Below are 20602 nucleotides of genomic sequence, written 5' to 3'. Positions count from 1 at the left end.
TAAAGCAGAGATAACGATTTGGATACCAGCGGTGCTGACTATTTGATAGATGTGCTGATGCTGTTACTGGCAACAGTCGTTATTTTGCCGATCTTTCACAAGATTCGGCTGGGGGCCATTTTAGGCTATCTTGCTGCAGGAATGATTCTCGGCCCGTGGGGGCTGAGCGTGATTACCGAAGTTGAAGATGTCCGACATCTTGCCGAGTTCGGGGTGATTTTTCTGCTGTTTGTATTGGGTATTGAGTTACGACCCGACAAATTGTGGGAAATGCGTAAGCTGGTCTTCGGGTTGGGTCTGGCGCAATTATTGATTACCGCTGCCAGCCTCTACGCCATTGCGTATTTTGGTTTTGGCTTGTCGCATAAAACGGCCGTTATTATTGGATTTGGCCTGGCCTTATCATCGACCGCCTTCTGTTTGCAATTGCTCTCCGAGCGAGGTGGCATTTCGACGTTGATGGGGCGTATGTCTATTTCGGTATTACTGCTTCAGGATATTGCCGTTGTGCCATTGCTGGCACTGGTTTCCTATTATGCGGGTGGCGGTGCCGAGATGACGGAGCCGGGCTGGCACCTACTGTATCCGGTTCTGTTCATTATTGGTCTCTTACTGGCCGGACATTATTTGCTCAATCCATTACTGAGCCGGATTGTTGCCAGTGGCGATCCGGAAGTTTTTATGGCAGTGGCCTTGCTGCTGGTTCTCGGCGCTGCCTGGTTAATGCATTGGGCTGGCCTGTCCATGGCGATGGGAGCATTTTTGGCCGGCATTATGCTTGCCGAGTCGCATTATCGACATCAGATTGAAGCTGATATTCTGCCCTTCCGTGGCATTTTGTTGGGCTTGTTTTTCATGACCGTTGGCATGGACATCAATTTTGATCTGCTTTGGGACAAATTGGGATTGGTCGTTGGCCTGACGATTGCCTTGATGCTGTTGAAAGCCAGTATCGTGTATGTGCTCGCCAGACTGGTTGGGGCAAAGCATGCGGTGTCACTACAAACGGCAACATTGTTGTCTCAGAGTGGTGAGTTTGGCTTTGTTCTATTTGGTGTTGCGGCCAGTTCGGGCGTTTTGGCAACGGATATCAGCCATATGCTCACTTTAGTGATCGCGCTGACCATGCTGCTGACGCCATTTGCGGTTCGTGGTGTCAATAAGCTGATATTGATGTTAAGCAGCCACCAGCAAGTGAATGGCGAAAAATATGAGCAGCCCGAGTTTATCGACGATGCGCAGCAGCATGTTATTTTGGCCGGTTTTGGTCGGGTTGGAGCGCGTATAGCTGCTTTAATGCACGCCGCTGGTGTTAATTATATTGGTCTGGATATGCGTGAATCACGGGTCAAGGATGCCCGGGCGCAAGGTTTTCCAGTTTACTTTGGTGACGCCAGTAAAATGAAAGTGTTGCGGGCGGCAGGTGCGGACAGAGCCAGTATGATTGTCGTGGCACTTGATAATCCACAGCAGGTAGATCGCTTGGTGGCCCAGGTTCGAAATTTTTATCCAAATATGCCGATTCACACTCGCGCCAGAGATCGAAAACATTGCGCAGACTTGGTCATCAATGGCGCGACTACGGTGGTGTCAGAAACCCTGGAAACCAGTTTGCGACTGACCGAACAAGTGTTGATTGGTAATGGCGTGAGTGAGGCGGAAGTAAGATCCGTGCTCAATGCTTTCCGAGAGGATTACTACTCGAATGTGGTGAAAAAAGTGGCAGAAGACCAGGTTGTGCTTGGCGAGTTGAAGCATTAATAATTTCAAGAAGTTGAAATAGAAGATAAAAAAACGGATATTCCTGTTATTCCCTGCTCAAAAAAGGATTGAGATCGAGCAAAAAATATGTCTTTATATCATGTTAATGATAACTATTATCATTAATTAGTCACATAAAATTATAAGGATGGATATATGCACGTTCTCAAAAAACAGTTGATCGCAGCATCTTTGCCGTTAATGGTGATGTTTGCCATGCCAGCTCACGCGTCACAGTGTGATTTCACGCCGGACAAAGAGGGTTTCGACTTTAGTTTCACCGCTTTCGGTGCTCCTGACAAATCTTATGTTGTAAGCGGTAACCGCTTTACAAAATATGAAGTCGCTTCTGAGTCAGGCAAATTGTTGAACGCGACCATTGATATCGATGCCAGTTCACTTGATACGTCACATGACTTGAGTAATGGTATGGGCGGTGAATGGCCGGATAGTATTCCACCGGTTCGAAATGAAAACGTGGTTAAAAACCTGTTTATGAACTTTGTCGATCCAGGCACTATTCAGGCCAAAATCGTCGAAATTAAAGACGGTGAGCTGTCTTTGGATGTGACCATGAATGGGGAAACCCGTACCGTGCCAATGAGCTACGAAGTGGTTGATGGTAAGCTGCAGGCCAAAGGGTCGTTGGATATTCTGGACTTTAATGCGTCAGAAGCCTTCAAGAAGTTTGAAGCCGTTTGTACTACTATCTGGCACAAAGGCAAGACCTGGTCGACCGTTGATCTTACCTTTACCGTTCCTGTTGAAGAAGCAGGCTGTTAAGCTAACGGTGCGTTTCTCGAAAAACCCTGTCCTGAATGGACAGGGTTTTTTTATTTATAGTCGCATTGGCATGACCACATATTGCCGATGAATTTGTTCATCGGCAGGCGTAATCAATGCACTGCTGTTTTCATCGCTAAAAATCATTTTGACCTTGCTGTCCGGCATAGCCGCCAACAGATCCAACAAGTAGGCATTGTTGAAAGCAATTTCCAGCGAATTGCCTGTATATTCAACGGGCAGCTCTTCTTCCGCCGTTTCTTGTTCCTGATTGGTGACGGTTGCTTTGATTAGATTCGTCTCTAAATTCAAACGTACACTACGATGTTTGTCACTGGCGAGAATGGCGGCACGAGACAGCGCCTGTTTTAACTCGTCCCGATCTGCCAATACGATTTTATCGCCGCCAAGCGGCAAAACCCGTTCGTAGTTTGGAAATTGACCATCAATCAGCTTGGAAGTGAAATGCAGGTCGGGCAGTTCTACCTTGATTTGCTGCGAGCTGAACGCCAGTTTCACCTCAGCATCGGTATCACCCAGTAGACGGCCCAGTTCCAGAATGGCTTTGCGGGGAACGATCACACTGGTTTTTTGATCGGCTGCCTCAACGGTTGTTAATTCGCCCAGAGCCAGCCGGTGGCCATCCGTTGCCACGGCCCGTAATTGATTGGCATCACGTTCCAGCAACAAGCCATTAAGGTAATAACGCACATCCTGACTGGCCATGGCAAAACTGGTCTCATCAAGCAAATCTTTGAGCGCTGACTGCGGCATGCTAATTTGTTCGCTGTAGTTGGCGCCTTCGCTATGTGGAAAATCATCGGCGGACAACGTTGCCAGTGAAAACCGGCTTTTACCGGCTTGAACCAGTGCTTTATTGTCTTTTGCTTTGAAACTGATCGTTGCACTGCCAGGTAAAGCGCGCACGATATCCAGTAGCTTTCGGGCGGAAACCGTTGTTTCTCCTGCTTCATCGGCCGCTACCGGCAAGGTCGCTATCATTTCCAGTTCCATATCGGTGCTGGTCATGGTGAGTTTATCAGCCTGCGCTTTAAGAAGAATATTCGATAAAATTGGCAGCGTAGAACGCCGCTCGACAATGCTGCACACCAATTGTAGAGGGCGAACAAGGTTTTCTTGGCTAACGGTAAATTGCATGGTATTTCTCGCTAACTAGCTGGATAAGGTACGTAATAAGTTACGATAATCTTCGGCGACTCGATTGTCGGTCTCGCGCAATTCGGCGACTTTTCGGCAGGCATGTAATACCGTGGTATGGTCACGGCCACCAAAGCCATCCCCAATTTCAGGCAAACTGTGACTAGTGAGTTCTTTGGCTAAGGCCATTGCGATTTGCCGTGGTCGTGCGATGGAGCGGGTGCGTTTTTTCCCCAATAGATCTGAAACCCGAACTTTAAAATAATCCGCCGTGGTTTTTTGAATACTTTCCAGGGTAACCAGCTTTTGATGCAGCGCCAACAGATCCTTAAGTGCATCCTGGGTCATCTCAATCGTTAGCGGCTGGTTGGTAAAACGAGCGAAGGCCATGACCCGCTGGAGCGCGCCTTCCAAATCACGGACATTGGATTTGATCCGCTTCGCAACAAAAAACGCGACGTCATCTGGCAATGTCACACCACTTTGGTGCGCTTTTTTGATCAAGATAGCGACGCGTGTTTCCAGTTCTGGCGGTTCTACGGCTACAGTCAGTCCCCAGCCCAAACGAGACTGCAGTCGTTCATCCAGGTTTTCGACTTCTTTGGGAAACCGGTCGCAAGTCAGGATAATTTGCCGTTGCCCCTCAAGCAGACTATTAAACGTGTAGAAAAACTCTTCTTGAGAGCGTTCTTTCTTGGCAAAAAACTGTATATCGTCGATTAATAATGCATCCGCGCTTCGATAATGGGTTTTGAATTGATCAATGACATTATTTCGGATTGCGGTGATCATGTCCTGAACAAACCTTTCCGAAGAAAGATAAATGACTCTGGCTTTGGGATTATCTCGTTTGATCCGGTTGCCCACGGCCAGCATCAGGTGGGTTTTACCAAGACCGGTACCACCGTACAAAAACAGCGGATTGTAACCACTGGTACCCGGTGCTTCAGCAACATGCAGGGAGGCAGCCCGGGCAATCTGGTTAGACTTGCCTTCAACAAAGCTGTCAAAAGTAAACAGCGGATTCATCGGACTGCCAATAGCGGGTAATGGGTCTGCTTCGGCTGTGGGTGCAGTCGGCGCTGGAGGAACTGCTTTTGATTTTACCGCCGCCAGTGTTTCGCGGGTGCCGACTTCAATGGCAACCCGGTTTATTTCGCCTTGCGTTAAGCCAGTAAGTAATTGGTTTATTTGTGTTTCCAGTTGTTCCTGAACCCACTGCTGAACATAGGGGTTTGGTGCTAAAAGGCGTAAACTGTCAGCCGTTTCGATTGCTTGTAGGGGGCGTAACCAGGTGTTCAGCTGTTGTGCCGACAAATCACCTTCTAAATGGGACAGGCATTTTTCCCAAAGGGGTGAGGACACAGCAACTCCTTGATTTAAAAAGACTTGTTTGGCGGTTTTGGCGTGAAGTTATGCCAAGTGCAGACCAGTATAACGCGTCCGGCACAGGTCATAAAAGTTATCTTTATAGTGGGCATTTGGCAAGTAAAATAATTCATTGTGGTGTGTGTCAAAGTGGTTTGACGCAGGATGGCGTGACCCTTTATAATCCCATGTCTTTTGTCTCTGGCTTGTCTGCTTAATTAAGCTGCTGACCACCGCAAAACACGTGATATATCTGGAGTTAATGCAATGAAAAGAACTTTTCAGCCAAGTAATTTGAAGCGTAAACGGACGCATGGTTTTCGCGCACGTATGAAAACAGTCGGTGGTCGTCGCGTTATTAGCGCTCGCCGTGCAAAAGGACGCGCTAGACTGTCTGCGTAAAGCTCAACCTTAAAGAATGAGTAACATGGTCTTGGCCCGTTTTAGCCGAGCCATGAGAATGAATCGCCCGGGCGATTTTACCCGGGTTTTTCGTCAGGGAAAGCGGTGTGGCGGTACCGGCCTGACTCTAATTGCACTGCCAAGTAACGTTGGCCATCCAAGATTAGGGTTGGCCATTGCCAAGAAACATATCAAGCTCGCCTGTCAACGTAATCGGATAAAACGCCTGATTCGGGATTCATTCCGGCAACATCAACATCAATTAGGCAGCTTGGATATTGTGGTATTGTCGCGCGCAGATATTTTGCAACGTGATATCACTCAGGTTCGGACAGCATTGGGGCGGCATTGGATGACCGTGAAAACACAATGGCAACAATCCTGATCTGGCTCGTCCGGGGCTATCGTTTCTTTTTAAGCCCGCTTCTGGGCATGAACTGCCGTTTTCAGCCGACCTGTTCGCAATATATGATTGAAGCCTTATCTCGTCATGGGGCGATACGTGGTTTATGGCTAGGTTTACGACGGTTAATGCGTTGTCATCCTTGGCATGCTGGTGGCGAGGATCCTGTTCCTGAATTAAAGTCGAAATCTCATCATGGATAATCTTCGAACATTTTTTATTTTTGGTTTGCTCATCGTGTCATTGTTGCTTTGGGAAGCGTGGCAAAAGGATTATGTCCGTCCTGCGCAGCAAACGGCGCAAACTGAGGCGGTCCAGTCAGTATCGCCGGCGATGACAGAACAAGAAGCAGCTGACCTGCCGGATATGCCGAGTGCGGGAGAGCCGGGCGCCACGATTCCGGATGCCGGTGTAGCCAACGAAACCACGGCGGGTCAGGTTCGTGTCCAAACGGATGTTTTTGATATTTACATCGATCTCAATGGTGCTGATATTCGCAAATTAGCTTTGTTGCAATATGCGGTTGATGCCGACCAGCCGGATGTGCCGGTTCAGTTTCTAAATAATACCAACAACCCTTTTTTCATCACCCAGTCTGGGTTGCGATCTGAAACCGCTGCGCCAACACATTATGACGTGTATCAAGCGGAATCCAATGAATACCAACTTGTTGACGGTCAAGACACGCTAACGGTGCCGCTTCGCTGGCAATCAGAGTCCGGTGTCACGGTGGTCAAAACCTATACCTTCACACGAGATAGTTATTTGGTGACGGTTAATTACAGTGTCGAAAACAATAGCAATGATGCGTTTAGTGCTTATCCTTATGCCCAGTTTAATCGTACTCGACCCATTGATGATTCGATGCTGCTTTATACCTACACCGGCGCTGTATTCTCCAGTAATGAAAATGAATATAAAAAGGTCGACTTTGATGATTTAGAAGAATCTGCCTATCGCAGCGATGTATCAGGCGGTTGGGCGGCCATGATCCAGCATTATTTTGTGGCGGCCTTATTGCCCGAAACAGATGCCGGCCAGATGAGCTTCTATGGCAAAGCCATTAATAACACGAACTACACCGCAGGCATTCGACTTCCTGTGCTGTCTGCAGCACCAGGAGCGCGTGCCGACAGTGAATATCGGATGTTCCTTGGTCCGAAAGAAACACACCGTTTGGAAGATGCCGAAGAAAACCTGGATTTAACGGTCGATTATGGCGTACTGACAATCATCTCCAAGCCATTGTTTATTGTTATGGAGTGGTTCTACAAGCTAACCGGTAATTGGGGCTGGTCGATTGTGTTGTTGACCATCTTGATTAAATTGGTGTTCTTCAAATTGTCAGCGACGAGCTACCGTTCCATGGCATCAATGCGCAAGCTGACGCCAAAATTAACGGCGCTCAAAGAACGTTATGGTGATGATAAGCAGAAGTTCAATCAAGCCATGATGGATCTGTATCGCACCGAAAAGATCAATCCGCTCGGCGGCTGTCTGCCAATATTAGTGCAAATGCCGGTTTTCCTGGCTTTTTATTGGGTCTTGGTAGAAAGTGTTGAGCTGCGGCAGGCTGATTTTATTTTATGGATTAATGACCTGACGGCAATTGATCCGTATTTTGTCTTGCCGGTATTATTTGGTTTGACCATGTGGTTCCAGCAGAAATTAAATCCAATGCCGCAAGATCCGGCCCAAGCCATGATGATGAAGATTTTCCCATTAGTATTTACGGTATTCTTTGCCTTCTTCCCGGCCGGTCTCGTGCTGTACTGGCTGGTCAATAATATTTTGTCCATTGCGCAGCAGTGGTACATCACCCGTCAAATGGATGCGTTGTAGACGGCAAAGCGTATGGCATTAATCCAAACCGACACCATCGTCGCCATTGCCACGGCGCCAGGTCGAGGTGGTGTCGGTATTGTGCGATTATCTGGCAATCAGGCTGTCGTCATCGCTGAAAAAATCGCTGGTCGATTAGGCCCAGCCAGATATGCAAAATTTGCCTCATTTACCGGAACAGATGATGTAGTTCTGGATAGCGGGGTAGTCATACATTTTAAGGCGCCCGCCTCATTTACCGGTGAAGATGTCGTTGAATTACAAGGACATGGTAGCCCAGTCGTACTCGACAAGTTATGTCAGACGGCAATTCATCATGGCGCAAGAATGGCCCGGCCTGGTGAGTTTTCTGAACGTGCCTTTCTCAATGGCAAAATGGACCTCGCTCAGGCAGAAGCGGTTGCCGATCTGATTGAGAGCGCTACCGAACAAGCCGCGCGTAGCGCAATGCGCTCACTTCAAGGCGCGTTTTCCAAGCGAATTAATGATTTTTTAACCGAGCTTACCCATCTTCGGATGTTTGTTGAGGCATCGATTGATTTTGCGGATGAGGAAATCGACTTTCTCGGGGAAGCCCAAGTAGACAAACAACTACAAGCGTTACTGACAACCTTGAATGGTATTCAAGATAGTGCCCGTCAAGGCCGCTTGCTGCGTGAAGGCATCAGTGTCGTGTTGGCTGGGCAACCAAATGCCGGTAAATCCAGTTTGCACAATCAGCTGGCCGGACATGATGCCGCAATCGTCACGGATATTGCCGGTACAACACGAGATGTTCTTCGCGAACAAATTCACCTTGGCGGTCTGCCATTACGTATCTCTGATACGGCAGGTCTGCATGATGCAACAGACAATGCCGTTGAATTGGAAGGTATCCGTCGAACACGGCACGAACTCGCCCAAGCAGACCATATTTTGCTGATGGTGAATGATGCTGAGGGCATGACGGCTAAAGACGAGGCCATACTGGCTGATTTGCCCGCCGATAAGCCGTTGACGATTATCCGTAATAAAATCGATCAAAGTGGTCATGCGCCTGAACGAATTCAGGATAAAGATAAGACCATAATCTATCTATCTGCCAAGACAGGAGCCGGAATTGAGTTATTGACGCAGCATCTGCAAACGGCGGTTGGCTTTCACCCAGATGAACAAGGCATTTTCATTGCTCGTCGTCGCCACCTGGATGCGCTTCACCGTGCCCAGCAGGCAATCGAGGCAGGTTATGCCTGTCTGACGGGGATGGGTGCGGGCGAGTTGTTGGCCGAGGAGTTACGTCAGGCACAACAAGCACTTGGCGAAATCACAGGCACATTCACCAATGAAGATCTACTAGATCGAATCTTTGCCAGTTTCTGTATCGGTAAATAAAGTCACTTCCTGAGAATTCCTCAAAACTCATCTAACCCCATTCAACGGCTAGCTATTACGAGCATTTTTGTCTGTTATTGCTTACCACGTTTCGAGTGAAACTGGTGAAATGTGGGCCCTGTTTCTGAAGGCACTTGAGAAAAATCTAACCGTATCAAAGCTTGCAGCCATTTTTACAATTCCCGTATCGTCACTGGGAGTTTTCTCCGGACTATCCGGCAGTTCAGTTGCATCTTTTGCTTTATTCCGTGTTTTGAACCCGTGCTGATCGCGGTACGACATTTATGCCGTAACGAGTTGTTCAGGTACTCGCAAAGGCAAGGCAATCGTCATCAATCTGACATATTCGGTTGGTAGTGTGATTCAGCGCATTGAAACGTCGCTTGAGTAACGAACCTGAACGTTTCTTTCGTTAACGACATAAACTCTAACGGGGGGAATTCATGGTTACTGTTGCATCCCATGAACACGGCCAGGTGGGATCATCCAACTGGTATCAGTGGTTCTTTATCGCATTTTTAATTTATTTATTGCTGGTTGCGGTTGGCATGATTGGGGGTGGGTTTAAAGCCGCGACCGGTGATCAGGCCAAAGAGTTATTCGCTTTCGCCAGTAATCCTGTTACTGCATTAGTGATCGGAATGGTCGCAACAGCGCTAATCCAGTCATCCAGCACGGTAACATCTATTATTGTCGGTCTGGTTGCCGGCGGGTTACCTGTTGGCATTGCCATTCCGATGGTCATGGGCGCCAATATCGGCACTACCATTACCAATACTATTGTCAGCCTTGGTCATGTTAGACGAGGTGAAGAATTTAAACGGGCATTTGCGGCAGCAACCATACATGATTTTTTCAATCTCTTCAGCGTACTGATATTTTTGCCGCTGGAAATCATGTTCGGCTTTCTGCAGAAAACCGGCGCCTGGTTATCGAGTTTTCTGATCGGCGGTGATTCGATGTCGATGAAGGGGTTTGACTTTATCAAGCCGCTGGTTAAACCCCCTATCACATTCATGCAGGATACTTTTGGTGGCATAGGTTTATCCGAACAAGTTGCAGGGACCTTACTGATTATTTTTGGTATTGCCTTGATTTTTTTCGTGATCACATTTATTGGAAAACTGCTTAAAGTTCTGATGGTTGGCCGTGCCAAAGAAATTCTGCACAGCGCCGTTGGCCGTGGTCCGGTATCGGGTATCACCTCGGGGACCTTGATTACAGTTCTGGTGCAATCATCTTCAACAACGACAAGCTTGGTCGTACCACTGGCAGGGAGTGGCGTGTTTTCTCTGCGCCAGGTTTACCCTTTCACACTGGGCGCCAATATTGGTACCTGTATCACCGCACTGCTCGCGGCAACGGCCGTGACCGGTGCGAATGCGATTTTTGCCTTGCAGATTGCCTTAATTCACCTTGTTTATAATGTTTTAGGTGTGGTTATCATTTATGGCATTCCATTTCTGCGTGAAATCCCGATTCGCTCTGCACAGTGGTTATCAACATTGGCGGTCAAGAAAAAACTTTACGTAGCCTTGTATATCGGTTGCGTATTCTTTTTAATACCGCTGCTTGCGATAGCTCTTAGCAAGGCACTTGGTTTATAAATAATTCAGGATGTGACTTATGAGCAATATCACGACACGTAAACAAGATCTTGAGGCAAAGGTCGCTGAGCTGGAAGAGGCCCTAGCACAGGTAAAAGCACAACTTCGTGATGAGCGGGAAAAAGATGAACACGAAGAAATTGATCGGCTCGATGAATATTTGGATCAAATCGACAATAAATACGCCAATCTTAAGGATTTCTGGTCTATTGTTCGCGAAGAACTCGCTGAGTTATTTTCTTCTAACAATGATAAAAACCAGAGGTAATCGGACGATGATGAGAAGATCTGAGTCGACTCCTTTATGGTGTCAATTTTTACTAACAGGTGTCGTCAGCCTTTCGCTACTTCCGCTTCCCCTTCAGGCAGGTGAAGAAAAACAAATCATCTTAAATGACGTCCCAACGGTGATTCTTGATGCGATCCAGAAACAGTTTCCAGAATCTGACGTGATCAGTGCCAATATTGAAATAGAAGATAATGGTGATGAGATCTATGAAATCCAGGGAACGCTAAAAGATAAACGCAAGTTTGAATACGATACCTTCGCCAATGGTGAGGTCCAGGAAATCGAAGTAGAATTTCCCGAATACATGGTGCCAGAAGCCGTTATGAAGGCGATTGAAAAAAAATTACCTGGATTTACGCCCACCTATATTGAAGCCAGTCATTCAAAAAGTATGAAAGTCATCAGCTATGAATTTGAAGGCATGATGGGCGATAAAAAACTGGATATTGATGTTTCGGCAGACGGTAGCAAGATCGAAATCGCAGATAGTTAAAGGTTAATTTACGGCATTGGGGTACGGTTAAGCATGACTATCTTGCATAGCCTGTTGCGGCGTTTTTATGTGGCTACTTTTATCTAGTATGTCGTTGTGTTTTTCCCTTTTCCACGGCAGGATGCCGGGCGAGATATGCAAAAAGTGAAGCTATTTTCCAAACGGATTTAATAAGTCGTCAATCGCTTCTTGTACATTGTAGCCAAACAAAGCGATGCCAACCCATTACCTGCAAAAGTATACAAGTGCTGAACGCGCTGGCAGAGACATTAATCCAATGGGGCCACACTATGAGCAAATCCCCACGGTTATTTAAAACCCCCATCAGGCCTGATAGGGAACGTTGAAGCAAACACGGTAAACTGGCTAGATGGACTCATGAAACAACACCGGCATTACAAACCGGGCTGGTTTCTTCAGGCAGATCAGAGAGAGCGACACAGCCAGATGTGAGTCTGATGAGATTCAACGTAACTATAAAAAAGGGTTAGCAATCCCCCCTTGGACGATGGCTATCAGCTGCTTACAAGATCACATTTAACCCGGATAAAAAGCCGAGATACGACCCGTGCACATGCTGTCTGTAAATGATCAAACTGAAAAACGGTAATCAGGCATTGCCAAAATAGCGTTCCACACAATGCAGGGCGATATTAAGCATTAATTTGTGGATCATACACCTATCAGTGTCTTACGGTTTAACGCTTCACGTCGCCGACCCTGTTAGCTTTTGCCAATAAGTCACGACCGCCCGGCAAGATAGCAATATGTTTGAAATGTGTGCCCTGTTTGGGAAGAAACTTGAGAAAAATCTAATCCTATCAAAGGTCTCGGTCATTTTTATAATGGCTGCATTGAAGCGCCGTTCATGCTGCGAAAGATCGTGTAGCCTCAACTTCTATTGATCCGGAAGAAAGAGAGCCTTGATTGAAGCCGGCTAGTGACTTGCGTATGCTGAATTGACGCAATTATCTGGTAATTTCATGGAGTGCTAATGGTTTACCCGACAGCAAAGTCCACGGTGACCGGTCTGTTAATTGGCCTAACCGGCCTGTATTTTCTGCCACCCTCAGTTATGGCTGAAGAAGATGAGCCTTGGTCGCTGGAATGGTATGCCTCTTTGAGAATGCAGGCTGAGTCTGTACGACCTGATCAAACGGATGCGCTCGCCGATTACCGTGGCTTTCGAGATGCATTCTCGCGGGTTGGGGTCAGAACAGAGTATGCTTTCAACCCCCGTCATCAGCTATTTGGGCAAATCGAAATACCCTTTGATTCTGTCAATATGCGGTTTAGAGATAGTTATGATCAAGGTGGTGTGGGTCGGGATGAGCGTGAGAGTTTGCGTGTCGCCAGATTAGGTTATCGTTCACCGGTTGGGACCTTGGTCGCCGGGCAGCAATGGATGCCTTATTACAATGCTATTTTGTTGCCGGTGGATCAATTCAGTACTTTTTATAGTGGCTTTGCCAGTTATACGACTTTTCGCGTCAAAGAAACGCTGGCCTATGAAAGTCCGGTCTGGGGTGGCTTTAGTTTTGGTGCTTCCTATTCGAGCCAAGCCGGTAATGCGCGCTCTTCATCACGAATTGACGACCGGCGAATTCAGGCGGTTGCCAGTTATGCAATAGAGAATCACCGCCTGTCAGTGGGGATGGATGATCGGGGCAATGCACAGGGGTTTTCAGACCGACTTTATGGCGCTACCTGGTCATTTAACCCGGGTCCGTGGGGGCTGGCGGTGAAATATGAAGTCACTGATACCGATAACCCCAACAGTTTCTTCGGTGACGACGCGCAAGCCATCAATGTGTTTGGTAGTTATCAGTATCAAAATAATGTCTTTAAACTGATGCTAGCCAATGTCGAAGGCTACGGTGAGGCTATCATCCACGCCGGCGTTGATCACAAATACAGCGACAACCTGACCTTATTTGCAGAGTTCTATCAAGAACAGGAAACAGCGGCATTAACCTGCAAGCGCTGCGGCTTGGCCGGCTTTGATGCCGCTGCCTCCGGTGGCAAAGTATTCGCAGTCGGTTTTCGATATAACCTCAGTTATTGACCTGCTTTACTTTGCTCGGCGTCTTCTGGCGTTTTTACGTGGCCATTTTCATCCAGCATGTCGTCATGTTCTTCCATTTTCCACGGCAGGATACCAGGCGAGATATGCAAAAAGTGAAGATATTTCTCAAACTGATTTAATAAGTCGTCAATCGCTTCTTGTTCATTGCAGCCAAACAAATCATACGATGCCCCACCGCGACGCATGAATACCTCAGCCCGATAATAAAGTTTGTCGCCATCGGTGCTTCGATCCATTTGTGGATAGGCAAATGTAGGCATGGCATAACCGCGCATTCTGACTTCATAAATGAAATCCAGCTCATTGTCGCGAATCACTTCCAGGTATGCCCGGTGTTGGGTATCGTCAAAGAAAAGTTTCACCGGCCAGCCTTGGCGCAACAATTCGGCTTCAACATGTTGCATTGCCGGATAAATCGTATCTCGAACAAATAAGGCAACTTGTTGATAGTCAGGATAACTAATCAGGCCGGTTAGCCGTTTTTTCCAATGTTTCGGGTTGTGGTTCCAGCTGTGCATTGCTGTGCTCAGACTGGTTTCCCGGTGTCCTTCAATGGCCAGTGCGCGCCACATGCCAAAGGCCGCCAGAACCATGATGATCGCAAATGGCAGGGCACTGGTAATACTCATGGTTTGTAGTGCTTTAAGTCCACCCGCCATTAATAATGCGGCGGCAACAATGCCTTCAAGAGTCGCCCAGAAGACCCGTTGCCAGACTGGGGTTTTGCTGACGCCACCCGATGCCAACGAGTCAATAACCAATGACCCGGAATCAGAAGACGTCACAAAAAACGTCATGATTAAAATGACCGTGATCAAGGACACCAAACTGGTCCAGGGCAGTTGTTCAAATAATTTGAATAAGGCAATCGCCGTATCATTTTGTACTTCGGTGATCAGCGTGGTGTAGCCTTCATGCATGATAAGGTGAAGTGCGGTATCGCCAAAAATAGAGAACCACAGGAAAGTAAAGATAGTCGGAACAAACAAGACACCGAAGACAAATTGGCGAATGGTTCGTCCTCGGCTGATTTTGGCAATGAAAAGACCGACAAATGGTGCCCAGGCGATGGTCCAGCCGAAAATAAATAAAGTCCAGTTACCAATCCAGTCGCTGCGTGTATATGCCTGTAAGTTAAAAGTACGCTCAACAATATTGTTCAGATAACTACCGGTATTTTGTAAGAAGGTCTCCAGAATCACGATGGTCGGACCAACGCTGAAAACAAATAACATCAACAACACGGCAAGAACCATATTTAGAATAGACAGGTTTTTAACCCCCTTATCTAACCCGGCGACCACAGAAGCAATGGCAAAAACTGTAATCACACCGATGGTGATGATCTGCACGGTAATACTGACGGGAATGTCATCCCAAAGATAATTCATGCCAGCGTTAATCTGAGCGACGGATAAACCAAGCGTGGTAGCAATACCGAATAGTGTGCCCAATATGGCAATCACATCTACCGTATGCCCAATCGGGCCATGAATCCGCTCACCGATTAAGGGATATAACGCTGAACGCATCGACAACGGTAAGCCATGCCGAAAAGCAAAATAAGCTAAGACCAGCCCCGTCAGCCCGTAAATTGCCCAGATATGGAATCCCCAATGGAAAAAAGCAATTTGCATGGCCTGTTTTGCTGCATCAATGGTTTCCGGCGCCCCCGCTGGTGGTGACGCATAGTGTAAAACCGGCTCAGCGACACCAAAAAAGAGCAGGGCGATGCCATAGCCAGCTGAAAACAACATGGCAAACCAAGCAGGAAAACTATATTGAGGCTCCGCATGATCTGGGCCTAACCGTGTTTTCCCCCAGCTGGATAAGCCAACAACCACAACGAAAACAAGAAAGAAAGCGACGGCCAGCATGTAAAACCAGCCGAAATTTTGCGTCAGAAATGTCAGTACTTTCGAAAAGGCTTCCCCGGCCAGGCTCGGGTTGCTGATTGTGCCGACTACCAATAGTAAGGTCACCACCACAGCCGGGATAAAAACGGGGATCAATATCGTGCTGTTGCCTCGCGCGGCAGTGGGACTTTCAGACATGTTTCACTCCTGACGGATTAACAAAGACGGGGTTTAGCGTATGCGACGGATGATGTGCATACGGCCAAACGCGCCTTTCATTCTGGTTTACCGTTCCGCTGGATGTCAAACCGCAGGCAATAAAAAAGCCGTTGCCAAGGTCAACTGGCAACGGCTTTATTTCTGAGCTTAACGGTTTTTAATCGCCTTTGGGGCCGAGTAAAAACCAGATAATCAAGCCAAGCAGCGGGAATACCAGCAGGATCAAAATCCAAAGGATTTTTGCCAGTGTTCCGGCAGAACTTTTGGCAACTTTGATAATTGCCCAGATAACAATAATTAACCAAATCAGACCTAACAGACCGCCCACTTCTAATCCCATTTTCTTGCTCCTTTGCCAGTTTTGTTAAAAACGCTTTCAAGCATAGCCAGTATTGTCTGCAGATGCCAGTCAGGGGCTGATGGTTTCTGCCAATAAACCGCCACCCAGGGCTTTGTAGAGTGTCAGCTGGTTTCGCAGGCGGGCCAGATTGGTTGCTATTTCGGCCAGTTCGGCATCAATCAGACTACGTTGTGCGTCCAACACTTCAAGATAACTGTCGACACCGGCATCAAAACGTTTTTCAGCGAGTTCCAGACTACGTGCTGTAGCTTCGGTCAGATCTTGCTGTGCAGTCAGCTGATCTTCAAGGGTTTCCCGCGCCTGTAATTCATCATAGACCTCTTTAAATGCTACCTGAATCACTTCTTGATAACGCACGACAGACAGTTCTTTTTGTAATTCGGCAATTTCCAGATTGGCTTCATTCACGCCCCAATCCAGTAACGGAATATTAAATTGTGGTGCAATTTGCCAGGTGCGATTACTGCCCTCTAATAATCCTCCGGGCGTATCAGCAGCCAGACCTAAGCTGCTAGTTAGGCTGATACGTGGGAAAAAGGCTGCCCGAGCAGCACCAATTGAGGCATTGTTAGCTTGAATGCTGAGTTCCGCTGCCTGTACATCCGGTCTTTGCAGCAAACTGTCTGAGGCAAGATTATCGGGTAATGAGCGCAGGAGGCCGGTGGTTTGCCAATTAACAGGATAGTCATCTTGATCCAAGGGTTGACCGACCAGTAATTCCAATAAGGTGAAGTTCTGATTGGCTTGTTGCTGGTATTGCGCCACGGCTATCCGTGCTTCATGTAATGCTGTTTCTGCTTGACGTAATGCCAGTTCTGAGGAAAGGCCGCCTTCATAACGGCGAGTAATCAAGGCATAGCTTTCTTCTCGTGCTTCGCGTGTGGATTCGGAAAGTTTTAACTGGGCCAAAGAGGCTTGCCAACTGAGGTAGGCATCGGCTACTTCGGCAACCAGTGTTAACTGCGTGCTCTTTAAAGTTGCTTCTTGAGCCAGATAATCGCTCAACGCAGCTTGTTTTAGGCTTTCCAATCGGCCAAAGAAATCGATTTCCCACGCAGCGATACCGACGCCGACGCTATATTGTTCAAAAATACCGCTCTGGCCAAATTCGTTCGCGCCTGGTGAAAATCGCTGGCGAGTGTAGCCACCTTCACCATCCAGCATCGGCAACTGTTCTGCACGGCGGATCCGGTATTGTTCACGGAGTTGTTGCACCATTAAGGCTGTTGCTTGCAGATTACGATTGTTGGACAGGGACTGGTCAATCAGATTTTGCAGGGTGGCATCCTGATAAAAATCGCGCCAGCCAATATCGGTTGCATTCAAATCTGTGCTGGCATCTTGCCGGGCAGGTAACGGACTTGGGTTTTCCGGTTGCTGATATTCAGGTATCAGCGAGCAGGCACTGACACTGAAAGCGAATAAAGTGGTTGTAAACCATGTTCGTAGGGTGATCATGCAGTTTCTCCAGGGTCAGCAATTTGTTTGGTTGGCGCACTTCCCGTCATGTTTTCCGCAAGTCGGAAAACAACAACAAAGAATACCGGTATAAAGAAAATAGCGAGGGTTGTAGCGGCAAACATACCACCAAAAACCCCAGTGCCAATGGCATTTTGGGCGCCACTACCGGCACCGGTTGCCAACATCAGTGGTGTCACACCGAGCATAAAGGTCAGCGCGGTCATCGCGATAGGACGAAGCCGCATTCGAATGGCTTCCAAGGTGGCGTCAGTCAGTGTCATCCCTTGTTCGTAAAGAGACTTTGCAAATTCGACAATCAAGATGGCGTTTCGGGCTGATAAACCAATCGTGGTTAGCAATCCAACTTGGAAATAGATGTCATTTGATAATTCTCGTCCCAAAGCAAAGGCAACCGCGCCCAATACACCCAGTGGGACAACCATCATGACAGAAAATGGCACTGACCAGCTTTCATATAACGCGGCCAGAAATAAAAACACGACTAATACCGACATCGCATACAGTAAAGGCGCCAGAGCACCGGATTGACGCTCTTGCAACGACAGCTCAGTCCACTCGTAGCCAAAGCCTTCAGGTAGTTCAGCAACGAGAGATTCCATTGCCTGCATGGCATCGCCGGAACTAAAGCCGGGTGCGGCTTCGCCTTGGATATTCATCGCCGGCACACCATTGTATCGCTCTAGTCGCGGCGAACCGTAGATCCAGCGGGAATCGCTGATGGCGGATAATGGCACCATGTCATTTTCTGCGTTACGAACATACCATTTGCCAATATCCGTCGGCATCATACGAAATGGGGCATCGCCTTGAACATAAACACGCTTAACACGACCCTCATCAATAAAATCGTTGACGTAAGTCGAACCCCAGGCCGTGCTAAAAGTATGATTGATGTCGGCCAGTGAGATACCAAATGACATGGCTTTTTGATGATCGATATCCACCTTAAGCTGGGAGCGATCTTGTAAGCCATTATGGCGAACACGCACTAGCCTTGGATCTTGGTTGGCTTTTTGTAACAAGCTATCACGTGCATTCACCAATTCTGCGTGACCTAAGCCACCCAAATCTTTGAGCATCATATTGAATCCGCTGGCATTACCTAACTCACGCACGGGTGGTGGCGAAATAGCAAAAGCAAACGCATCTTTAAACTGGCTGAAATAACCCGATGCCCGGTTGGCGATAGCCTGTGCATTTTGTTCTGGTGCGGTGCGTTCTGACCAAGGTTTCAAGTTGACGAAAATGAGACCGCTGTTTTGCCCTCGACCACTGAAACTGTAGCCAATGACAGAAAAGACCGAATCCACATTGTCCGCTTCTTGTTCCAGATAATAATCTTCAATCCGGTCCATGACAGCCATGGACCGTTGTTTTGAGGCATTGGCTGGCAACTGCATTTCAGTAAATAAAATGCCCTGGTCTTCATCCGGAAAAAACGAGGTCGGCAGCTGGATAAACAGATAGGCCAACCCGCCAACAATAAGCAGGTAAACCAGCATGGTTTTGATGCGATGTTTAAGCAGATAGCCAACGGTACTTTGGGTACCACGACTGGTTTGTTCGAAACGCCGGTTAAACCAGCCAAAAAAGCCTTTTTTCTGTTGCGGATCCTGTTTGGCATCTTTCAGCAGACTGGCACACAAGGCTGGCGTCAAGGTCAATGCGACCAGCAAGGAAATAGCCATTGCCGAGACAACCGTGATAGAAAACTGTCGGTATATGACTCCCGTAGATCCGGGGAAGAAGGCCATGGGAATAAACACTGCCGAGACGGTCAGCACGATGCCAACCAAGGCACCGGTGATCTGATCCATGGATTTTCGGGTTGCGTCTCGCGGAGACAGGTTATCTTCATGGATAACACGCTCGACATTTTCCACGACAACAATCGCGTCATCCACCAATAGGCCGATAGCCAGTACCATGGCGAACATGGTCAACATATTGATTGAGTAGCCAAAGACAAACAGCACCGCGAAAGTGCCTAAAATAACGACTGGAACAGCAATTGCTGGAATCAAGGTTGCGCGAAAATTTTGTAGAAACAAATACATGATCAAAAATACCAAGATCATGGCTTCGACCAACGTTTGAACTACCCCTTCAATTGAGATCTTAACAAAGGGAGTTGTGTCGTAGGGATAAGTGACGACAAGGCCATCTGGAAAAAAGGGCGCCATTTCAGCAATGCGATCCCGCACTGACTGAGCCGTTTCCAATGCATTTGCTCCGGATGCCAAGCTAATCCCGAGGCCAGCGGCTGCTTGTTTATTGTATTCGGTTTCAAACTGATAATTTTCACCGCCCAAAGAAACGCGGGCGACATCTTTAAGCCGAACCTGAGAACCATCTGGTTCAACGCGCAATAAGATATTTGCAAATTCTTCCGGTGTTTCCAGTCGTGTCTCGACAATAATGCTGGCAGCGATTTGCTGGTTATTGATTGCGGGCGTGCCGCCAACTTCCCCTGAGGCGATTTGAACATTTTGCTGTTGAATGGCCTGCACAACATCCAATGTTGTAAGTCGGTAATTTGCTAACTTATCCGCATCAAGCCAGATACGCATGGCATATTGTGAGCCAAACAAATTAATCTGGCCGACGCCAGTGACTCGGCTAAGCGGCTCCTGGATATTGGCAGCGACATAGTCAGCAATATCGTAGCGGTCCATTTTGCCATCATCGGACACAAACCCAAGTACCATCAAAAAACCGCTGCTGGATTTGGTGACACGAATACCTTGTTCCTGAACCTCTTGCGGCAACAAAGTCATTGCCGCCTGTAACTTGTTTTGAACCTGAACCTGAGCAATATCTGGATCGGTTGTGGCCTGAAAAGTAATCGTGATTTCGCCGGTACCGCTCGAGTCACTGGTTGATTTGATATAGGTTAGATCATCGAGGCCAGTCAGGTTTTGTTCGATTACCTGAATAACCGAGTCTTCAACGACTTTGGCCGAGGCGCCGGGATAACTGGCTCGGATTTGTACCGAGGTCGGTGCAATTTCAGGATATTGCGAGATAGGCAATTGAAAAATTGTCAGCACACCCGCCAGCATAATGAGCAGCGCGATAACCCAAGCAAAAATCGGGTGATCAATAAAAAAGCGTGCCATCG

Annotated in this window: 17 protein-coding genes; 11 read left to right on the top strand and 6 right to left on the bottom strand. The window is 47.7% G+C overall.

From position 1 onward, the window contains the following. Nucleotides 1–18 precede the first annotated feature (18 nt). Both Q7C_RS08935 and Q7C_RS08930 read left to right on the top strand, forming a co-directional pair. Nucleotides 19–1761, top strand: coding sequence for a monovalent cation:proton antiporter-2 (CPA2) family protein (locus tag Q7C_RS08935; protein ID WP_014704417.1), 1743 nt, complete (start codon nt 19–21; stop codon nt 1759–1761). A gap of 156 nt (nt 1762–1917) precedes the next feature. Next, nucleotides 1918–2544: a YceI family protein gene (locus Q7C_RS08930; protein ID WP_014704416.1), complete on the top strand. Its 627-nt coding sequence runs from the start codon at nt 1918–1920 to the stop codon at nt 2542–2544. Nucleotides 2545–2598: 54 nt separating this feature from the next. Here Q7C_RS08930 and dnaN read toward each other — a convergent pair whose 3' ends face one another. Together dnaN and dnaA are read right to left on the bottom strand one after the other, a co-directional pair. Next, entirely contained in the window at nt 2599–3702 is a 1104-nt protein-coding gene (dnaN, locus tag Q7C_RS08925; RefSeq protein ID WP_014704415.1) for a DNA polymerase III subunit beta, read from the bottom strand. 15 nt (nt 3703–3717) lie between these two features. Then, a complete protein-coding gene (dnaA, locus tag Q7C_RS08920; RefSeq protein WP_014704414.1) occupies nt 3718–5067 on the bottom strand; it encodes a chromosomal replication initiator protein DnaA in 1350 nt (449 codons plus the stop codon). A 270-nt stretch (nt 5068–5337) separates the two neighbouring features. Here dnaA and rpmH point away from each other — a divergent pair, with 270 nt between their 5' ends. The 9 genes from rpmH to Q7C_RS08880 all read left to right on the top strand — a co-directional run bounded on the left by rpmH (nt 5338) and on the right by Q7C_RS08880 (nt 13542). Then, entirely contained in the window at nt 5338–5472 is a 135-nt protein-coding gene (gene rpmH / locus Q7C_RS13525; RefSeq protein ID WP_014704412.1) for a 50S ribosomal protein L34, read from the top strand. 52 nt (nt 5473–5524) lie between these two features. Beyond that, nucleotides 5525–5857 (top strand): ribonuclease P protein component, encoded by a 333-nt coding sequence (rnpA, locus tag Q7C_RS08915; protein WP_151194749.1) that lies wholly within the window; start codon nt 5525–5527, stop codon nt 5855–5857. Further along, nucleotides 5842–6078 carry a membrane protein insertion efficiency factor YidD gene (yidD, locus tag Q7C_RS08910; RefSeq protein ID WP_041366685.1) on the top strand — a complete coding sequence of 79 codons (237 nt, stop codon included), beginning with the start codon at nt 5842–5844 and terminating at the stop codon, nt 6076–6078. The genes rnpA and yidD overlap by 16 nt, the downstream gene beginning before the upstream one ends. Then, a complete protein-coding gene (yidC, locus tag Q7C_RS08905) occupies nt 6071–7717 on the top strand; it encodes a membrane protein insertase YidC (RefSeq protein ID WP_014704409.1) in 1647 nt (548 codons plus the stop codon). The genes yidD and yidC overlap by 8 nt, the downstream gene beginning before the upstream one ends. A 12-nt stretch (nt 7718–7729) precedes the next feature. Then, nucleotides 7730–9088: a tRNA uridine-5-carboxymethylaminomethyl(34) synthesis GTPase MnmE gene (gene mnmE, locus Q7C_RS08900; RefSeq protein ID WP_014704408.1), complete on the top strand. Its 1359-nt coding sequence runs from the start codon at nt 7730–7732 to the stop codon at nt 9086–9088. A 443-nt stretch (nt 9089–9531) separates the two neighbouring features. Further along, nucleotides 9532–10695, top strand: coding sequence for a Na/Pi symporter (locus tag Q7C_RS08895; RefSeq protein ID WP_014704407.1), 1164 nt, complete (start codon nt 9532–9534; stop codon nt 10693–10695). 19 nt (nt 10696–10714) lie between these two features. Then, nucleotides 10715–10963, top strand: coding sequence for a hypothetical protein (locus tag Q7C_RS08890; protein WP_014704406.1), 249 nt, complete (start codon nt 10715–10717; stop codon nt 10961–10963). 7 nt (nt 10964–10970) lie between these two features. Then, nucleotides 10971–11477: a hypothetical protein gene (locus Q7C_RS08885; RefSeq protein WP_041366684.1), complete on the top strand. Its 507-nt coding sequence runs from the start codon at nt 10971–10973 to the stop codon at nt 11475–11477. A 994-nt stretch (nt 11478–12471) separates the two neighbouring features. Further along, on the top strand, nt 12472–13542 hold the full coding sequence (locus tag Q7C_RS08880; protein WP_014704404.1) for a porin: 1071 nt from the start codon (nt 12472–12474) through the stop codon (nt 13540–13542). On the opposite strand, the gene Q7C_RS08875 is transcribed toward Q7C_RS08880, so the two are convergent. The 4 genes from Q7C_RS08875 to Q7C_RS08860 form a co-directional block, all read right to left on the bottom strand. Then, entirely contained in the window at nt 13536–15617 is a 2082-nt protein-coding gene (locus Q7C_RS08875) for a BCCT family transporter (protein ID WP_014704403.1), read from the bottom strand. The genes Q7C_RS08880 and Q7C_RS08875 overlap by 7 nt on opposite strands. Nucleotides 15618–15795: 178 nt before the next feature. Beyond that, a complete protein-coding gene (locus Q7C_RS08870) occupies nt 15796–15978 on the bottom strand; it encodes a PLDc N-terminal domain-containing protein (RefSeq protein WP_014704401.1) in 183 nt (60 codons plus the stop codon). A gap of 69 nt (nt 15979–16047) precedes the next feature. Next, nucleotides 16048–17457 (bottom strand): efflux transporter outer membrane subunit, encoded by a 1410-nt coding sequence (locus Q7C_RS08865; RefSeq protein WP_014704400.1) that lies wholly within the window; start codon nt 17455–17457, stop codon nt 16048–16050. Continuing rightward, on the bottom strand, nt 17454–20600 hold the full coding sequence (locus Q7C_RS08860) for an efflux RND transporter permease subunit (protein WP_014704399.1): 3147 nt from the start codon (nt 20598–20600) through the stop codon (nt 17454–17456). Before Q7C_RS08860 ends, Q7C_RS08865 begins: the two co-directional genes overlap by 4 nt. Nucleotides 20601–20602 lie beyond the last annotated feature (2 nt).

It is taken from the genome of Methylophaga frappieri (genome assembly GCF_000260965.1).
Lineage (GTDB): Bacteria > Pseudomonadota > Gammaproteobacteria > Nitrosococcales > Methylophagaceae > Methylophaga > Methylophaga frappieri.
The sequence above is the reverse complement of the archived record's forward strand: the minus strand, read 5'-3'. Positions and strand labels throughout refer to the sequence as shown.

Coding starts and splice junctions, on each gene's coding strand:
- Q7C_RS08865 (WP_014704400.1), bottom strand. CDS start 17,457: ATGATCACCCTACGAACATGGTTTACAACCACTTTATTCGCTTTCAGT.
- yidC (WP_014704409.1), top strand. CDS start 6,071: ATGGATAATCTTCGAACATTTTTTATTTTTGGTTTGCTCATCGTGTCA.
- yidD (WP_041366685.1), top strand. CDS start 5,842: ATGGCAACAATCCTGATCTGGCTCGTCCGGGGCTATCGTTTCTTTTTA.
- Q7C_RS08870 (WP_014704401.1), bottom strand. CDS start 15,978: ATGGGATTAGAAGTGGGCGGTCTGTTAGGTCTGATTTGGTTAATTATT.
- mnmE (WP_014704408.1), top strand. CDS start 7,730: ATGGCATTAATCCAAACCGACACCATCGTCGCCATTGCCACGGCGCCA.
- rnpA (WP_151194749.1), top strand. CDS start 5,525: ATGAGAATGAATCGCCCGGGCGATTTTACCCGGGTTTTTCGTCAGGGA.
- Q7C_RS08885 (WP_041366684.1), top strand. CDS start 10,971: ATGATGAGAAGATCTGAGTCGACTCCTTTATGGTGTCAATTTTTACTA.
- Q7C_RS08930 (WP_014704416.1), top strand. CDS start 1,918: ATGCACGTTCTCAAAAAACAGTTGATCGCAGCATCTTTGCCGTTAATG.
- rpmH (WP_014704412.1), top strand. CDS start 5,338: ATGAAAAGAACTTTTCAGCCAAGTAATTTGAAGCGTAAACGGACGCAT.
- Q7C_RS08895 (WP_014704407.1), top strand. CDS start 9,532: ATGGTTACTGTTGCATCCCATGAACACGGCCAGGTGGGATCATCCAAC.
- dnaN (WP_014704415.1), bottom strand. CDS start 3,702: ATGCAATTTACCGTTAGCCAAGAAAACCTTGTTCGCCCTCTACAATTG.
- Q7C_RS08875 (WP_014704403.1), bottom strand. CDS start 15,617: ATGTCTGAAAGTCCCACTGCCGCGCGAGGCAACAGCACGATATTGATC.
- Q7C_RS08860 (WP_014704399.1), bottom strand. CDS start 20,600: ATGGCACGCTTTTTTATTGATCACCCGATTTTTGCTTGGGTTATCGCG.
- Q7C_RS08890 (WP_014704406.1), top strand. CDS start 10,715: ATGAGCAATATCACGACACGTAAACAAGATCTTGAGGCAAAGGTCGCT.
- Q7C_RS08880 (WP_014704404.1), top strand. CDS start 12,472: ATGGTTTACCCGACAGCAAAGTCCACGGTGACCGGTCTGTTAATTGGC.